The organism is Saccharibacillus deserti, assembly GCF_013618475.1.
Taxonomy (GTDB): domain Bacteria; phylum Bacillota; class Bacilli; order Paenibacillales; family Paenibacillaceae; genus Saccharibacillus; species Saccharibacillus deserti.
Window position 1 is genome coordinate 232,424 of the sequence record NZ_JABJVN010000006.1, and the last position, 16,447, is coordinate 248,870.

Below are 16,447 nucleotides of genomic sequence, written 5' to 3' on the forward strand. Positions count from 1 at the left end.
TTTCTGATTTGGACGGGAGTCCGGCTCCCGGTCTTGCAGGCGTTGGCGTCCATGTTCGTCTTCTCGATTCAATATGTAAATATCGATATATTTTCAGAAAAGAATAGATATTTTCAATTTTGCGTACGAGAGTCCGCTTGAGGGCAGGGGGCCCGGTACCCGCCGCGATGTCCTCCACCTGATCTTAAAGGATGAAGGAAGGCGGTTGCAAGTTTGGCGAAAAGGCTGTCTTTTTCCTGTTCTTACCCGCTTCGCTTCCGTTCCACGCGGCTGTAAAAAGAATCTCCGTATTATCGTTTGTACGCGACCTTGAATTTGCCGTAAAATGGGAAGAAAGAAGCGGCAAACGGCTGTTTAACCGAAAAGGAGGCGATCACGATGAAGATCGACCGGCTGCTGGCGATCACGATTCTGCTGCTGAACCGCAGACGAATCAGCGCGGGAGAATTGGCGGAGAGATTCGAAGTGTCCACAAAGACCGTATACCGGGATATCGAGACGCTGTGCCGTGCCGGCATTCCGATCGTTTCGCATCAAGGAACAAGCGGCGGCTTCGAAATGATGGAGCGGTATACGATTGGACGGCAGATGCTAAGTGCAGGCGAGATCGAAGCGCTGCGGACGGCAGTCAAAGGAGCCGCAACCGTATTGGACGATCGGATGTTCTCGGATCTGACGGAGAAGGTGCAGGCACTGTTGGGCAACGCAAACGGAAGCGATCCGGCTCAGGGCGGGACGGGCGTCGTCTTCGACTTCAATCCTTGGTGCTCCACCGACTTCGTTCGCGGGCGGGTCGATCTGCTGCGGACGGCGGCCCGGGAAGCGATGCGGGTAGAGATCCGTTATTTGAACATGAACGGGGGAGAAAGCGTGCGTCTGCTGGAACCGGCCGTGCTGCTGATGAAAGGAAACGTCTGGTATTTGCAGGCTTACTGTCTGCTGCGCGAAGAATTCCGGATCTTTCGTCTATCGCGGATGCTGGAAGTACGGCGTACGGGAGAATCCTTCATCCCCCGATCCGCGCCGCCGATCGACGGCTACGGATGGAACGACGACTGGGACCGGACTCCCCGCGTGGACGTATCGCTGCGGTTTCGTTCCGAAGTGCGGCTGCGCGTCAGCGACGAATTCGACGCGGCCCGGATCGAGGCGCTAGCTGACGGCAGTGTACGGGTGGTTGGAACATTCGCGCCGAACGAACGGTTCTACGGGATGCTGCTCAGCTACGGCGACCGGATGACGGTCGAATCGCCGCCGGCGGTGAGGAGCGAGCTGGTACGGCGCGCTCTGCGCATCGCTGCGGCTTATGCGGGCGATTGTGAACAAGCGGGCAGTTCAAACCGTACGGACGGCAAAATCTCGGAAAGCCCCGACATGAATATGGACAGGGAGATGTCCGTATTGGGCGCTTATACTGACGGAAACTGATTCATGAGAGGAAGATCGTCCATGGAACCCGTTCAACGTTCGTTACAGACCGAAGGATCGACGCCCGACCTTTATATCCCTAGGGAATCTTTTGTACTGAAAGGTTTTGCCGTTCGTACGACCAATGCAGCCGAGCTAGGCGGCGGCGGCCGCATACCGGCATTATGGCAGGCTTACATGAACAGCTCCCTTGCGGGGGAAAAAGGCGTGCGCGATCCGCATCTGATCTACGCGCTGTATACCGATTACGAGAGCGACGCTTCCGGTGCGTACACGGTAGTCGTCGGCCATGAGTCGGCCGCCGACGGCTCCGGCGTTTCGGAGATTTATACCGGGCAGGGAGAATCCGAACTTCTTGAGGTGCGGGTGCCCGGCAGCCGGTATCGGATCTTTAGGACCCGCAGAGGGCCGATGGGCGAAGTGGCAGCGGAAGCCTGGGGCGAAATCTGGGCCTATTATGCCCAGTCGTCCGAGCAGCGGGCGTATACCGGCGATTTCGAGGTTTACGATACGCGGAATTTCGACCCGGAAGCGGTAGAAATCCTGATCTATATTGCGGTTCGCTGAACAAACCGGATACAAAGAAGCCTCTGCCGATTGCGGCAGAGGCTTCTTTGTATCCGCAAAATCGGTCTTGGGCGGCTCGCTTGCAGGCGCAGCCGGCCTTCAGCGGGCAGCGGCCCGAAATTACAGATCCGTGGCCGCTTTCAGCATCGGCCAGATTTCTTCGGCCGGAACCGGCCGTCCGAACAGGAAGCCCTGCATCTCGACGCATTCGATCGAGCGCAGAATCTCGGCCTGGTTCTCGCTTTCGACCCCTTCGGCAATCACGCTCATCTCAAGTGTCCGGGCCAGGTCGATGATATGGGAAACGATCTTTCGGTTGACCTGGCGCTTTTCCAACTTGCTGGTGAACTGCCGCGCGATCTTGAGCTTGTCGATCGGGAAATTCTCCAGATAGGACAAAGAGGAATAACCGGTGCCGAAATCGTCGATCGAAATCGTCAGGCCCAGCTGTTTGAGGGCATTCAGCCTGCCCAGAACCAGCTTGGGATGCTCAAGCGCGGAAGATTCCGTAATTTCCAGGTCGAGCAGTTCCGGATTAAGACCGGTTTCTTCAAGGACGCCCCGTACCTGATCGACAAGGTCCGGGCTGTGCAGCTGCCTCGGCGAGAGATTGACTCCGACCTTGATCGGCGATCCGGCATCGCTCCAGCGCTTGGCCTGCAGGCAGGCTTCTCTCAATACCCAATGTCCGATCGACAGAATCTGTCCGCTTTCTTCCGCAATCGGAATGAATTCGATCGGCGGTACCAGACCGAGTTCCGGGTGATTCCAGCGGATAAGCGCCTCGACCCCGTTCAACTGCTTGGAGGCGGAATCGATCTGCGGCTGGTAATGCAGGAAGAGTTGGTCTTCCTCCAGCGCCCGCCCGAGGTCTTTCTCGAGCAGGAACTTTCGCGAAGCGCTCGGATCGGTCTCGCAGTACATCCGGTGATGCCCCCGGCCGCCGTATTTGACCTGATACAGCGCAATATCCGCTTTCTTCATCAAGCCAACCGCCGTATCGTCGTCGATCGGATAAACGGACAATCCGATGCTGGGGAGAGCGACGATCTCCTGCCCGACCAGCGGATGGGGAGGACTCAGCGCTTCCAGAAGCCGCTGGGCCGCCGCGCGCGCGCCTTCCCGGCCGTCGACATTGCGCAGGATCAGCGTGAATTCGTCGCCGCCCTGCCGCGCGACCATATCGGCTTCGCCGATACACAGCCTCAGCCGCTGCGCGACGGAGATCAGCAAACTGTCTCCGACATCGTGCCCCAGCGTATCGTTGACATTCTTGAAGCGGTCAAGATCGATAAAGACGACGGCGAAGGTCTCGCCCGATTCGCCGGCCTGCCGGATCGTGTCTTTCAGTTGGGCGTCGAACGAGGCGCGGTTGGCGAGGCCCGTCAGCGCATCATGGTAAGCGAGGTAGCGGATCCGGGCTTCATTGCGTTTGTTTTCTGTGATGTCCCGGCCGATTCCGAAGATGCCTACGACCCGATTGCGGACGCGAATCGGAATATGCGTGACGCTGATCGTACTGATCCGTCCGGTGAGGCTGCGGATTTCCCCTTCGTAGCGCTGCGACCGTCCCGAGCGGACAGGCTCCATATAGTTTTCCAACTGATGCGAACCGTCGTTGTATATGAAATCGATATGGGATCTGCCCAGCAGTTCCCCGCGTTCGCAGTCCAGCAGATCCGCGCAGGCCGCGTTCGCGCTGTCGAAGTTTCCATGGGGATCCAGGGAGTAGACCGCATCGGGATGATATTCGAACAGCGATTTGTAGCGTTCTTCGCTGAGCTCCAGTTCTTCCGTTTTGCGGTATACGCTGAGCAGCAGTTTGTGGTTCTCCAGAATGGTTAGCAGCTGCCGCACGATCACCAGCAGAATCGAAATGCCGGTTCCGATCGTGAAGGCATCGATTCCGGCGGAACCCGAAATCATAAAGAAGAACAGAATCAACACGTTGAGATAAGGCAGAATGACCCGCACAAGGTCAAGGCGTTCTACGCCGGGTTCCTCTTCTTCTTCAACCGCTGCGCCGACGGTTTCGGAGCGCTGTACAAAGCCTGCGTAGCCGACCAGCAGCAGGCTGAGAATGAAGAACGGATCGACGACGCTCCCGGAATCGTAAGCTCCCACGGACAACATGTACAAGAAGAACGAGTCGGTAACCGCCTGCGTCATCAGACCCAGAAAGATAAATAGGATCAGCTTTCTCGAAAAAATCTGGCGGGCGCCCCAGTAGAGACTGATCGCTCCGAACAGCAGCGCCAGGTCGGTAATGGGATACGCCAGATTGACGATCACCGTCAGCCGGGAGACCTCGCCTTCGTGGAGAACCGGGCCGATCAGATAATGCCAGCTGAACGTCGCGGCAACGGTCATGACAATCAGGATATCGAAGACCAGCTTGAACGCGCCGTAGCTTTTCTTCAGCCGGACGAAAGGATAAACGAAAGCCGTCAGATAGCAGATGACCTGAAGAATGTAGAACAGATCGGTCCAGCCCGGGGAAGGCGGGTCGATCCCCAGAACCTTTTCGTCGTAGAGCCAGATCAACTCGGCGGTAAAATAATTGAAGCATCCGGCGGACAGAAAGGCCCAGAAGACCTTTTTTTCCCCGAGGGTACGTTTGGCCGCACCGGCCAGCCAGAAAGCGGCAATCAGGCTTCCGGCGATCGACAGGAGATTTCCTCCCCAGGTCGCGATATTGTCGTCATGGCTCCATACGCTGATCCATGTGTAGTAACAAAGCGTAAAAAACAGAACAAAAAGAAGCGCGAAGGCAGATTTGGCAGGAGTACGCATAGGGGTTCCCTCTTTTTTATATATAGTTCTTTAGGTCTATAATCATAATAGTCTATCTCTATCTTCATCGGAATGAAAAAAAGAAATATTAGAAAAATATTCTTATAAGGAGCAATAACCGGTAACCGAACCAGCAGCAGACGGCACTGTAAGGCAGGAACAGGCGGAAGGAGGACAAAACGATGCAAGAGTGGATCGAAAAAGCGAGAAAAGGAGATGCCGAAAGCTGCGAATGGCTGTTCCGCCGATTCGAAAGGATGGCGTATGCCGCCGCTTACGAACAGCTCGGGGACGCGCAGCTTGCGGAGGACGCGGTTCAGGAAGCCTTTATCGAAGCGTTTGCCGGATTGGATCGTCTCGAGCAGGCGGCCGCTTTTCCCGGCTGGCTGCGCACGATTGTCAGACGCAGGGCGATTCGGCTGGTTCGGCGCAAAAGATTCCCCGTACTGCCGGCCGCGGAGATAGGAGAAGAACCGGCCGACGTCAGCGCCGGCACGGAAGAACTTGCACACCGCCGGGAGCTCAAGCGGCGCCTGTACGAATCGATCGCCGAACTGCCGGAACACCAGCGCCTTGCCGTGAGGCTGTTCTATTTCGAAGGCTGCCGGGTCCGGGAAGTGTCGGATTTTCTGGGCGTGTCGGAATCGGCGCTCAAAAAAAGACTGTTCGACGCCCGCTCGCGCCTAAGATCCGCGCTGCACGTGTCGGACTTCTCCGCGGCGTTCCGGGATCTGCACGAAGGAGGCAAACGAATGCTGCATATTGTCAATGGAGACCACACGGCCAATCGGCTGCACGAAGCGGGAATCGAAGGGGAGGTACAGGTCTGGAGAGAGCTGTATCCGTTTGGGCCGGTCTTTCCGGACATGGAAGAAGCATCGGCCCGTTTTGAACGGGCGGAGTATCTGGAGAGGGAGCTGGGCATTCCCCGGCAGACGCTGCTTGGAGGCTGCGCGGAGCAGGAGCGGAAGCTGCGGGAACTCGCGAATTACGAGGAAGTCGTGCTCTGGTTCGAGCACGACCTGTTCGACCAGACGATGCTGGCCCTGCTGCTCGAGCGGATCGGCCGGATGCAAACCGGCACCGCGCGCGTGAGCCTGCTCTGTATCGGCGAATTCCCGGGAATCGAAATCTTCCGCGGACTGGGACAGCTGCGGGCGGAGCAGCTCAAGACGCTCTCCGGAACCTGGCAGCCGGTCGGCCCGGAGCAGTTCGAACTCGCTGCGCGGCTGTGGGCGGCCTACAGCTCGCCCGATCCGCAGGAGCATGTCCGTTTTCTGGAGTCGGACACGTCGGCGCTGCCGTTTGCCCATGCCGCTTTTGAAGCGCATCTGTCGCGTCTGCCCTCGGCCGAAGACGGCCTGGGCCGTATCGAGCGCACGGTGCTCGAAGAGGCCGCCGCGGGCGCGGCGTCTCCCGCCGAGCTGCTGCGGCGCTCGGCGGACAAGCTGGTCGCCCTGGGCATGGGCGACCTGGAATTCTGGCGGCATCTGGAGCGGATGGCCGCCGGGCCTTATCCGCTGCTTGCGGTCAGCGGATCCGGATCGTTCCCGAAGTTCGGCCGTCCGCAGCCGGACTTCGGGAACCGGACCTTCGCGCCGTCGGAGCTTGGACGGCGCATCCTTGCGGGAGAGGCCGCGCCCGCGGGCGCGCCGGCCTTTCCCGAATGGGCCGGAGGCCTGCGGCTCTCCGGCGGCAGTCCGCCGCGCTGGGACGCATCCGCGCGGCGGGTCCTGCCGGGCACGGACCGGCCCCGGCCGCTTTGACCCAAGCGCCTTTTCGGCTGCGCCCGAAGAAGCCGCGGGCGGTATAATCCCGCTTCTGTTCGCCCTGCCGGTTCTGCGCCGGCAGGGATTTTTCGCATCCTTCTTTTCTGGACCGCGTATAAAGGGTAGTTTAAAGAAAGATAGACGAGACCAGGGAGGAAACCGCATGACACACGAACCGGAGGAGATCCGTACAGACAGCGGCGCGGAAGGCGCGCAAGAAGCCAGGCAGGAAGGAACGCGTCCGGGAACGGTGCCCGATACCCAAGAGGAACTGCGCGCCGCGCTGGCCGAAGCGGAGAAGTGGATGAAGAGCCAGCGCAAGCTGCCGATCTGGGACCGCATTACCCAACTGCCGTTCAAGCTGCTCGACAAAGTCACGCCCAAATTTATTCATCGGAAGATCGGCAGTCTGCTCGACGAGATGGGAAACTATGTCCAGAACGGCGGCAAATATCTGATCGCCAGAAAGCGCGTAACGGGGATGCTGGAGACAATCGCGCTCAAGCGGGGACTGCCCGGCAGCGGGCCGCATCCGCTGTCCGTGATGGATACGGCTTCGGCCAGACTGAGCGCGGAGAGCCGGAACCTGGCGACGGCGCAGGGAGCGACTACCGGTTTGGGAGGCGTGTTCACGCTGGCTGCCGATATTCCCGCGGTGCTTGGGTTGTCGCTCAAAGTTATTCAGGAAATCGGTCTCTGCTACGGATACGATGCCAACGAGAAGATCGAACGGGTCTTCGCCGTGAAGGTTCTGCAGTTCGCTTCCTCCGACATCGTGGGCAAGCAGGCGGTACTGAACGAACTGAATCTCAAAGCGGGCGAAGACGGCAAACTGCCTTCTTCCGTAACCGCCATGTCCAAAATCCAGGGCTGGCGGGAAGTGGTCACGACTTATCGGGACAGCTGGGGATGGAAAAAACTGCTGCAGGCCGTGCCTGTGGCGGGGATCGTCTTCGGTGCTTTCGCCAATCGCCAGACGCTGGGCGACGTGTCCGAAGCGGCCGTTATGCTGTACCGCAAACGCCGGGCCTTGGAACGTCTGGACGCTTTGAAACATTCGGAGGAGTGACGGGATATCAGGCGCCCGCCAGGTTTTGTTCCCGCAGGTTTTTGAATGCCGATTTTCTCCGCGGATCGCTTGGCCTGCCGCTCTGGGGGTTAATGGTGAGAAAGAGAGCGGGGACGGGAACGGCGCAATCCCTATAGGGATTGCACGCGCGGACGGCTCCGCGGATTATTCGGAGCGGCCGGAATGAAGGCACATCCCGCGCCGCACCGTCATCAAGGAGGAACAGCCATGGAGTGGAAAGGCAGAAAAGCGAGCCGCAACGTCGAAGACCGGCGCGGGCAGAGCGGCGGCGGAGGCGCGATGAAAGTGGGCGGAGGCCTCGGAATCGGCGGAATCGTGATCGTCATTATCATCATGCTGATGGGAGGCGATCCGGGCAGCCTGTTGAACGGAGGCTCCACGACGGAGACGTCGCAGACGCAAACGGAGAACAACAGCTACCGGGGAACGGCCGAAGAAGAAGAACGGGCGGATTTCGTGTCGGTGGTGCTGGCCGATACGGAACAGGTCTGGGGCGAGGTCTTTCGCAAGAACGGGATGACCTACCGCAATCCGAAGCTTGTTCTGTTCACGGACAGCGTGCAGTCGGCATGCGGAACGGCCAATTCGGCAGTGGGACCTTTCTATTGTCCGGGCGACGAGAAGCTGTATATCGATCTTGATTTCTACGACGAATTGAACCGGCAGTTCAACGCTCCGGGCGATTTCGCCATGGCCTACGTAGTGGCGCACGAAGTCGGACACCACGTACAGAATCTGCTCGGAACCAGCGGCAAAGTCGACAATCTGCGCCGGAAACTCAGCGAGAAAGAGTACAACAAATATTCCGTGAAGCTTGAGCTGCAGGCCGATTATTACGCGGGAGTCTGGGCGCATTACGAGCAGGGACAGAATCTGCTGGAACAAGGGGATCTGGACGAAGCGCTGACGGCCGCGAGTGCGGTCGGCGACGACAGTATCCAACTGCAGTCCCGCGGCTATGTGGTGCCCGACAGCTTTACGCACGGAACGTCGGAGCAGCGCAAGAGCTGGTTCTATAAAGGATTCCAGAACGGGACGATCGAAGGCGGAGACACGTTCGGCGGCAGCCTGTAGACGAATGAACCTGTTTTTGACTGGCAGTTTGGACAAAGAACGCCAAGTCTTCTTCGCAAAAAGAACCCCGAAGCCGTACATCTGCGGCTTCGGGGTTCTTTTATATTCATACGGATAGTCTGCAACCAAACTGTCCGCCTTCAAACTGTCCGAACTCCGACTTTATGTTGCGACAGAAGGGCTTCGGGCCGCCGTCCGGCCTGTTAAGGGGTGTCCGTCCCCTTGTTTCCGGAGGCGGAAGCATCGGAAGTTCCGGCGTTGCAGGCTCCGTCATCGCTTGTCGTGCGGTCCGCAGAAGGTTCCACGGTCACTCCGTCTTCCACGGCCGGCTCTTCCGGAGGAAGGCCCGAAGCGGCATTTGTCGGCAGATCCGCAAACCGCTGCGCGGTCCATTCCGTAAACAGGGCGTAGTCGCGCTCCACCACATCGGCGTAAGCGTAAGCGAATTGGGAGATGTGCTTGGCGAACGATTCCGGGTCGTCTCCCATCGCTTGGGCAATTTCTTTTTCGCTGTGGTAAGGCAGAATGCCGAGACTGACATCCAGATCGGCGCGGGCGTGCATTTTGGCGGTCAGTCGTCCCATGAGCGTCAGAACGCGGTCCATATCTTCGGTTGTTTTCAAATCTTCGAGTTTCAGGCGTTTCTTGTAAGGCGAACGTTCGCGCACATAGAAATGGCGTCCGTCGATCGTCATGAAGCCCAGATACGGATCGGCTTCGTGGTGCATCGCCTGCTGGGTCGCGGTAACCCGTTTGCCCTGGTGTACGAACGTTTCCCAGAACGACTCGGAATAAGGCATGAAATAAGCGGGGACCGGCACACGCACTTCTTTTACTTCAAGCACGGTGTCATCGGAATCGCGGTCGCCTGTCGCTTCCGCGGAACCGCCTTCGATCAGCACATAGAAGCGGTCCAAACCGATCGAAGCAGTTCCGGAACCGTGCTTCACGGCAATGTCTTTGATCTGGTAATGCTCATCGCCGGAACGGCGGCACAGCAGGGTATCCATATAAAAAGACCAGGCTTTCTCCAGCTGCTCGCGGTCTTCCGCGGCCGGCTCGACCAGCTCCGCGTTTTCGAGGAAGGCCCGTCCGCTCTGCATCCGCGCCGTCACTTTCTCAAGAAAATGCCCCTGCTGGCGCTTCTCGAGTTTGCGCAGCAGTTTGCGGACCGCTCCTTTGGCGCAGTCGGAATCGACAACGAAATCGGCCGGATCGTCTTTGCGGGAAGCGAACTTGTCTATTTGTTTGTAATAGGAACGGATGTAGTGGGCCGCCGCGTTTACCTGCTCTTCCGGGGAGTAGCCGAGCTGGCGTCCGACAAGCACGATGCTCACCGACATGCGCAGCACATCGTACAGATAAGAACCTACATACCCTTCGTCAAAGTCGTTTACGTCGTAGACGATCCGGCCGCTCTCGCTCTGGAATGCGCCGAAGTTCTCGAAATGAAGATCGCCCTGGACCCAGGTAGGCCGCTCTTTGGGCGTATGGTACGGGAAGTATTGGCGCGTAACGTCGAAGTAGAACAAATAGGCGCTCCCCCGGTAAAAAGAAAACGGGCTTAACGCCATTTTGCGGTATTTTTCCGCTCGTTTGCCGTCATCGAGTCCCATCCGTTCTCCGTCAAATTCTTCGAAAATCGAAATCAGCGTATCCTGGCGAAGTTTTTTGCGCGTACGCAAAACGCCTTCGGTAATGCTTGCATTGATCGTGGACATGGATCTTCACTCCTTCGGTAAGTAAATGCGGCGGCGTGTTCCGCTCAAGCGGTATCCATTCTTCCCCGGTGCTGCCGATTCCTGTATGCAGAAGCATACGAGGCGAAGAACACGATGGTTGCGCCCCTTTTGTTTATTTTTCGTGGCGCGCGGGTGAAATCTGTGGTAGGATGGGCAGCGCCGGACGCCGCTTGGCGCAGCCGGCAGACTCCCGTACCATTCGAATAAGAGGACGTGAACAGCATGATTCAAATTACCGTACCGAAGCCGGACGTCGTGATCGAGAAACAGACGGATCCGCAGCTCAGCCATATTTACGGCTTTACCGATTTCCATCTGATTACGCGCGAAGAAGCGGGCATCTTTATGTTCTACGGCGCAAACGACGAGCTTCTGTTCGTCGGCAAAGCCCGCAAGCTCAGACCCCGGATCAAGAAACATTTCGAAGACAAAGTGTCGCCGATGAAGGATCACCGGGAAGAAGTGCGCCGTATCGAAGTCTGCCTGGTGGCGGACCCGACGGAACGCGAAATCTACGAAACGTATCTGATCAATACCGGCCGCGCGAAATACAACGTGGACAAGGTATTCTACAAGTAAGAGAAGCCGCCGGCTTCGCCGAACGGTTTGGTGGACAGGCCGTGCAGACGATTCCGGCCAAAGCAAAAAGCTTATCCTCCCGGGAGGATAAGCTTTTTGCTTTGGGGCGATCGGCAAAGAATACGCCCGCAGGAAATCCGGTTTACGAATGGTGATTCCATTTGTGGTCGCCCGACAAATATTTCTCGGTCAGCACCGACAGCAGCTGGATTCCGACTTCGTTATGTCCGCCTTCGGGAATGATCAGATCGGCATACTTTTTCGACGGTTCGATAAACGCTTCGTGCATCGGTTTGACCGTGGTTAGGTACTGGTCGTGCACCGAGCGGATATTGCGTCCCCGATCCTCGATGTCGCGCAGTACGCGGCGCAGGATGCGTACGTCCGGATCGGTATCGACAAATACCTTGATATCGAGCAGTGCCCGCAGATGTTCGTCCGACAGGACATGCAGTCCTTCGATGATCACAATGTTGTTCGGCGTAAGTTCCACCGTCTTGTCCGCGGAGCGCGCATGCAGGGTGAAGTCGTATACCGGGGCATAGGCTGCCCGGCCTTCTTTGAGATCGTTCAGGTGCTGAACCATCAGATCGTTATCGAACGCGAAAGGATGATCGTAGTTGATCGCTCCGCGTTCTTCGAAGCTGAGCTCCGGATGGTCTTTATAATAATTGTCCTGTGACAGGAACGTGACTTTGCCCGCGCCGAGGCGGTCGATGACGGAGCGTGCTACCGTTGTTTTACCGGAACCGGTGCCGCCGGCGATACCAATTATAAGCATGGCGATCGATAAACCTCCCTAGGATGATGGCCGATTGCAGTGTTTTGCAATTCCAGTATTGTAGCACAGCGCCGTCTTTTTTTCATCCGATTTTGTTTGATTCTCCTGCTCTTTCAGCCGCTTTTTTAAAATTTTTCGATTTCATGCCGTTCTGCCGCCGTAAAATGGATTGTGCACGGTCTAAACCGCCGCTCCAATAGGAAAATGCAAGAACCTATTCACAGTCTACCAAGCGGGAGGAAGTCCCTTGACCCACATAACCGGCGGCCAAAGTTTGAGCCGACGGATTCGCCGCCCGATGAATGCGTCCACGCCGTTTACCATCCTCGTTTTTGACGTTATCGTCGCCATTCTGCTCTCGATTGTCATTCGTCCGCTGGCCCAGCTCGGTGCGCAGCTTGTCGCCTGCTCCACGCTTAGGGAAATGACCTCGCCCGCTTTTCCGAAAGACCACGGGATTCCCGACCTCGAAAACCTTTCTTCCGAATCTTCCGGGTTCAAGCGCTGGTGGAAGACGGTGGAGCGTCAAGGAAGCCGTCAATGACCGGACTCCCTGGATCGACGGCAGCGAACCTCTGGCTTACGGCGAAGGACGCGAGATGCCGCGCGCTGCATACGATCGATATCTTTGTTGAATTAGGCGTCCGGGAACTGTATCGAAGCGCCTATCTGCCGCCTTCCGTTCCCTTCACGGAAGCGCTGGAGGAACGAAACCTGCTGTACGAGTATTTCAACAAGCCGTATCCGGTCCCGATTGTAACCGATAACGGCCGGGAGATCGGCCGGATCACCGCACGGACTATCCGCCGCTGCTGGGCCTGTTCTGTTTTTACGTGAATTATTGGTTCGGCAGATGGTTGGTCGGCCCTATGCAGCGATCGCTCGGGCAGCTGCGCGGGGTCTTCCCCCGGCTTGCCGATGGCGATGTGGACGAGCTGACGGGTCTGGCGCGGAAGCGGGAATCCAGAGAAGCCATCAGCTGCTCAAGAGTATCGAACATATCGCCCTGGAAGAGTTCGAAGACATTTCCGCCGCTTCGGAGCAGTTGGACGCACGGGCGAAAGATTTCAACGGCATTATTTAAGGACAGACCGGAGGCGGAAGTATCCGCCCGATCCGTTTGAACCTGTCGAATCAAGCTGGGGTTTTGGGCTCCGGCTTTTTTGCTGCGCTCTGCGCATAGTCTATAATGGAGTCTATACAAACTCAAAAGGATAAAAGGAGGCGGAAGATGCAGCTGTCGATTTTGGACTATTCGGAAATTCGGGAAGGCGGTTCCCCGGAACGGGCGCTGACGGAATCGCTTGAACTGGCCCGGCGCGCGGAGGAATGGGGATACCGGCGGTATTGGGTATCGGAACATCACGGCAACCGGATACTTGCGGGTTCTTCGCCGGAGATTCTTGTTTCCGCACTCGCCGCTTCGCTGCAAGGCTCGATGCGGATCGGCTCGGGCGGCGTCATGCTGCCGATGCACAGTCCGTTCAAGGTCGCGGAAAACTTCTCCGTACTCGCTTCTTTGTATCCGGGGCGGATCGATCTGGGAGTCGGACGCTCGACGGGAGGTCGGGCCGAGACCTCCGCCGCGCTGCTGGACGGCCGCAGCGGTTCGTTTCGGCGCTATCCCGATCAGGTCGCGCGGCTTGCGGCGCATATCCGGGGTACCGGCGGAGCCCGGGTTACGCCGCATCCGGCCGCGCCGCCGGAGCTGTGGCTGCTCGGTTCCGGCGAAGGCGGCGCGGAGATCGCCGCGGCCAACGGCATGGGCCTGGCTTTCGGCCATTTCATTCGCGGGCGGGCCGGCCGAGAAACGGTGCGGGCCTATCGCGAACGCTTCGTTCCTTCGCCCGGCAGCGAGCACCCGCGGGTACTGGTGTCCCTGTTTGCGGTATGCGGCCGCGACGAAGCGGAAGCGGAGCGGCTTGCCGGCGTCTTCGACGATTATCTGCTCGATATCGGCGAAGGCGGTCGGCTGGACCGTGTGCCTACGGTTGAAGAAGCCGCTTCGCGCGCTTACACGCCGGAGCAGCGCGAGAAGATTCGCGCCGGCCGCAGCCGGATGGCCGTCGGCGATCCGCTTGGCATCCGCCGCCAGCTGATCGCGCTGGCCGATCTGTACGAAGCGGATGAATTGATGCTGACGACCGTGTCGCCGGAATTCGAGTCGAAGCTGCGCATGTACGAAATGCTCGCCGAAGTGTTCCGGCTTGAGCTAAGGTCTTAACGGGTGGTAATCGAGCCGGCCGCGCCGTTTCGCAGGCGCGCGGCGCATAAGAAAAGGACCGCCCGAAGGCGGTCCTTTTTGCGTTACTGCCGATTGTCCGTGTCCGGCGCGGTCCGGCTTTTAGTGTGCGAAACGGGAGATCGTATTTTCCAGGAGGTCGGCGACGGCATGCGGTCCGCGGCTCAGGTCGCTCCGGGACAGGTTCAGGCGAACCAGGCTTTCGTCCGTGCCCATGGCTTCGGAGAAGAATCCGCCCAGACCGCGTGCGCGGCGGTCGACTTCAAGCAGCAGTTCGAGGTCGCCGTTGTTTTGACGGAAAAGCACTTCAAGCTCGTCGAGCTGGCCGCGGAACTTGGTCGTGGGCACGTATTCGAATTCCTGCACGAACGGCAGAGGTCCGCCCAGACGCGGCGAGTAATCGTTCGTCACTTCGCGCAGACGGAAGCCCAGCAGTTCGATCGCGTCCAGCGCGATTTGAATCTCGTCGCTTGGCGTCACGTTCAGCGCATCGCGGTCGGTGGCATCGGCGGCGCTCGGAATATCGAGGCCCGTCTCTACCCACACGGCGGAGCTGTGCAGCGTAATCGGCACGTATTCCGGCAGGGTGAAGCGGAACGGGATCTGTTTGCGTTCGCCCGCGCGAAGCGTAAAGCGCTCCGTCAGCAGAAACTTGGTTACGGTAGCCGTCTCGCGAACCTTGCGATCATCGCGTTCGCGAAGATACTCCGACTTGATGAACAGATAGATGCGATCGACCTGCTGCTCGACCTGGCCGCCTTCGATATGCACGATCCCCGAGATATCGCCGCCGACGGGTACCTGGGAGTTGTCGAGTACCGTATCTACCTTCGCATTACCGATTCCGACGCTGGCCAACATTTTTTTGAAAAAAGACATATTTTTTCACCCTCCGTTTGATTGATGCCAGATATACGCGGCGCTGTGGAGAGCGGTTTCGTTTTGACGAAGAAATTTTTGGGACGGCCGAACTCAGGTTTTCAGAATGCCTCTGGCCGCGCGCTGTCCGGAGATGACCGCACCTTCCATCGTGGCGAGAAAAGGCTGCTTGGTATAGTCGCCGGCCAGGAACAGACCCGGGATCGGGGTGACCTGCTTGGGCCGCTTTTTCTCGCTGCCGGCGGACAGGCGGTAGAAATTCTCGTCTCCCCGGATGATCCGGTAGTCCGTGACGCTGTCGACGCCATCCAGACCGATTTCTCTAAGGCTGTCGACCGTCCGCTGCCAGACTTCTTCTTCCGGCAGGTCGACCAGAGCGTCGGGATCGACCAGAATGATCGACGTTCGTCCCGGTTTGTCGCGAAACGTGGTGCGCGACTGCTCGCCGAACGATCCGAGCTGGGTACCGGGCCCGAACGTAGTCCGGTCCTGCGGCAGCAGCGGCGCAGGCAGTTCGAACTGCGCCGTCACATGCGGCATGGCCTCCAGGTCGAAGAACGGCCGGAACGCCGACACCGCGGAGAAGTGCTCGGCGACGAGCTTCTGCGAACGGCGAATATTGGCGGCCACGACGACATTCGCAGACAGCAGCCGTTCTCCGCTCTCCAGCTCGACGCCGCGGACGGTTTCTTGTTCCACAATGAGGCTTTTGACCGGCGCAGAGGTTCGCACCGTGCCGCCCAGACGCTCGATCGCATCGGCCAGCGGACGGCACATCACATCGGTCATGCCGCCGCTGAAAGCGCCGATCCGCATCTTGTGCAGACGGGGAATGCCCGGAGCGAACAGGCCGAAGAAAGCGTAGGACGAATACTGCTCCGGCGGCAGGAAGAAGATTCCCGAAGACAGCGGCTCCAAGATCCGTTCCAGCGCCTGCTCGGTCACGTGATGGCGCTCCGCGTATTCCTTGAGCGGAATTTCGTCGAGCTCTTCCGGACGGGCGACGTAGTCTTTGAAACCCGCGGCAAAAAACGGAATCAGGGACGCTTTGTCGGCGGGGGTCAGATAGCTGTTGTTGCCGAGTGCGCCGAGTACGGTCTTGAGCGGAGCCCGGATCACATCCAGCCCGAATACGCCGGGTTCCGGGGATTCCGGATGCCGGGTCTCCATCGATTTTTCCCAGAACAGCATCTCGTTCAGATCGATGCCGGCACGCTCGAGCAGTTCGGGAAGCAGCGTGTAGTAGCCGATAAATTTGTGGAAACCGGATTCCACTTCCATTCCGTTCTCGTTCCAGTTGGCGGTGCGTCCCCCTACGTAAGGGGCGGCTTCGAGCACAAGTACGGATCGGCCGGCTTCGGCCAGCTCGAACGCACAGCTGAGACCGGCCAGACCGGCACCGACGACGATCGTCAATTCTTCGGATGGAACATTCGGATTCTGCGGCAAATGGTTTTCCTCGCTTTCCTTGTGGGAGTTTCTGTGCTTCATTACCCGATTTGC

At 58.5% G+C, this 16,447-nt stretch carries 14 protein-coding genes; 9 read left to right on the plus strand and 5 right to left on the minus strand.

Translation table 11 applies throughout. The annotated features are described in order from the left end of the window. Positions 1–378 precede the first annotated feature (378 nt). Both HOP44_RS16265 and HOP44_RS16270 read left to right on the plus strand, forming a co-directional pair. Positions 379–1,428 carry a helix-turn-helix transcriptional regulator gene (locus HOP44_RS16265; RefSeq protein WP_172255168.1) on the plus strand — a complete coding sequence of 350 codons (1,050 nt, stop codon included), beginning with the start codon at positions 379–381 and terminating at the stop codon, positions 1,426–1,428. 21 nt (positions 1,429–1,449) lie between these two features. After that, entirely contained in the window at positions 1,450–1,995 is a 546-nt protein-coding gene (locus tag HOP44_RS16270) for a GyrI-like domain-containing protein (RefSeq protein ID WP_172255170.1), read from the plus strand. 120 nt (positions 1,996–2,115) lie between these two features. Here the strand turns inward: HOP44_RS16270 and HOP44_RS16275 are convergent, their stop codons facing one another. Next, positions 2,116–4,788 carry a DUF4084 domain-containing protein gene (locus tag HOP44_RS16275; RefSeq protein ID WP_172255172.1) on the minus strand — a complete coding sequence of 891 codons (2,673 nt, stop codon included), beginning with the start codon at positions 4,786–4,788 and terminating at the stop codon, positions 2,116–2,118. Between the two features lie 182 nt (positions 4,789–4,970). Here HOP44_RS16275 and HOP44_RS16280 point away from each other — a divergent pair, with 182 nt between their 5' ends. The 3 genes from HOP44_RS16280 to ypfJ all read left to right on the plus strand — a co-directional run bounded on the left by HOP44_RS16280 (position 4,971) and on the right by ypfJ (position 8,721). Next, on the plus strand, positions 4,971–6,554 hold the full coding sequence (locus tag HOP44_RS16280) for a sigma-70 family RNA polymerase sigma factor (protein ID WP_172255174.1): 1,584 nt from the start codon (positions 4,971–4,973) through the stop codon (positions 6,552–6,554). A 166-nt stretch (positions 6,555–6,720) separates the two neighbouring features. Next, positions 6,721–7,626: an EcsC family protein gene (locus HOP44_RS16285; protein ID WP_172255176.1), complete on the plus strand. Its 906-nt coding sequence runs from the start codon at positions 6,721–6,723 to the stop codon at positions 7,624–7,626. 228 nt (positions 7,627–7,854) lie between these two features. Next, positions 7,855–8,721 (plus strand): KPN_02809 family neutral zinc metallopeptidase, encoded by an 867-nt coding sequence (gene ypfJ, locus HOP44_RS16290; RefSeq protein WP_172255178.1) that lies wholly within the window; start codon positions 7,855–7,857, stop codon positions 8,719–8,721. 203 nt (positions 8,722–8,924) lie between these two features. Here ypfJ and HOP44_RS16295 read toward each other — a convergent pair whose 3' ends face one another. Next, positions 8,925–10,442 carry a DUF2252 domain-containing protein gene (locus tag HOP44_RS16295; protein ID WP_172255180.1) on the minus strand — a complete coding sequence of 506 codons (1,518 nt, stop codon included), beginning with the start codon at positions 10,440–10,442 and terminating at the stop codon, positions 8,925–8,927. A gap of 243 nt (positions 10,443–10,685) precedes the next feature. On the opposite strand from HOP44_RS16295, the gene HOP44_RS16300 reads away from it, so the two are divergent. After that, positions 10,686–11,042, plus strand: coding sequence for a nucleotide excision repair endonuclease (locus HOP44_RS16300; protein ID WP_172194554.1), 357 nt, complete (start codon positions 10,686–10,688; stop codon positions 11,040–11,042). A gap of 142 nt (positions 11,043–11,184) precedes the next feature. Here HOP44_RS16300 and udk read toward each other — a convergent pair whose 3' ends face one another. Further along, the gene (gene udk, locus HOP44_RS16305; RefSeq protein ID WP_172255182.1) at positions 11,185–11,823 is read right to left on the minus strand and encodes a uridine kinase; all 639 of its coding nucleotides are present in this window, start codon (positions 11,821–11,823) and stop codon (positions 11,185–11,187) included. A 247-nt stretch (positions 11,824–12,070) separates the two neighbouring features. Between udk and HOP44_RS16310 the strand changes: the two genes are divergently transcribed. From HOP44_RS16310 to HOP44_RS16320, 3 genes are all read left to right on the plus strand, one after another. Beyond that, complete coding sequence (locus tag HOP44_RS16310) at positions 12,071–12,367, plus strand: hypothetical protein (protein ID WP_172255184.1); 297 nt, start codon at positions 12,071–12,073, stop codon at positions 12,365–12,367. Then, the gene (locus HOP44_RS16315; RefSeq protein WP_172255186.1) at positions 12,364–12,660 is read left to right on the plus strand and encodes a hypothetical protein; all 297 of its coding nucleotides are present in this window, start codon (positions 12,364–12,366) and stop codon (positions 12,658–12,660) included. The genes HOP44_RS16310 and HOP44_RS16315 overlap by 4 nt, the downstream gene beginning before the upstream one ends. A gap of 394 nt (positions 12,661–13,054) precedes the next feature. Next, positions 13,055–14,047 (plus strand): LLM class flavin-dependent oxidoreductase, encoded by a 993-nt coding sequence (locus HOP44_RS16320; protein ID WP_172255188.1) that lies wholly within the window; start codon positions 13,055–13,057, stop codon positions 14,045–14,047. A gap of 120 nt (positions 14,048–14,167) precedes the next feature. Here HOP44_RS16320 and HOP44_RS16325 read toward each other — a convergent pair whose 3' ends face one another. Both HOP44_RS16325 and HOP44_RS16330 read right to left on the minus strand, forming a co-directional pair. Next, the gene (locus tag HOP44_RS16325; protein ID WP_172255190.1) at positions 14,168–14,944 is read right to left on the minus strand and encodes a sporulation protein; all 777 of its coding nucleotides are present in this window, start codon (positions 14,942–14,944) and stop codon (positions 14,168–14,170) included. Positions 14,945–15,037: 93 nt separating this feature from the next. Then, positions 15,038–16,393 carry a hydroxysqualene dehydroxylase gene (locus tag HOP44_RS16330; RefSeq protein ID WP_246369864.1) on the minus strand — a complete coding sequence of 452 codons (1,356 nt, stop codon included), beginning with the start codon at positions 16,391–16,393 and terminating at the stop codon, positions 15,038–15,040. Positions 16,394–16,447: the final 54 nt, after the last annotated feature.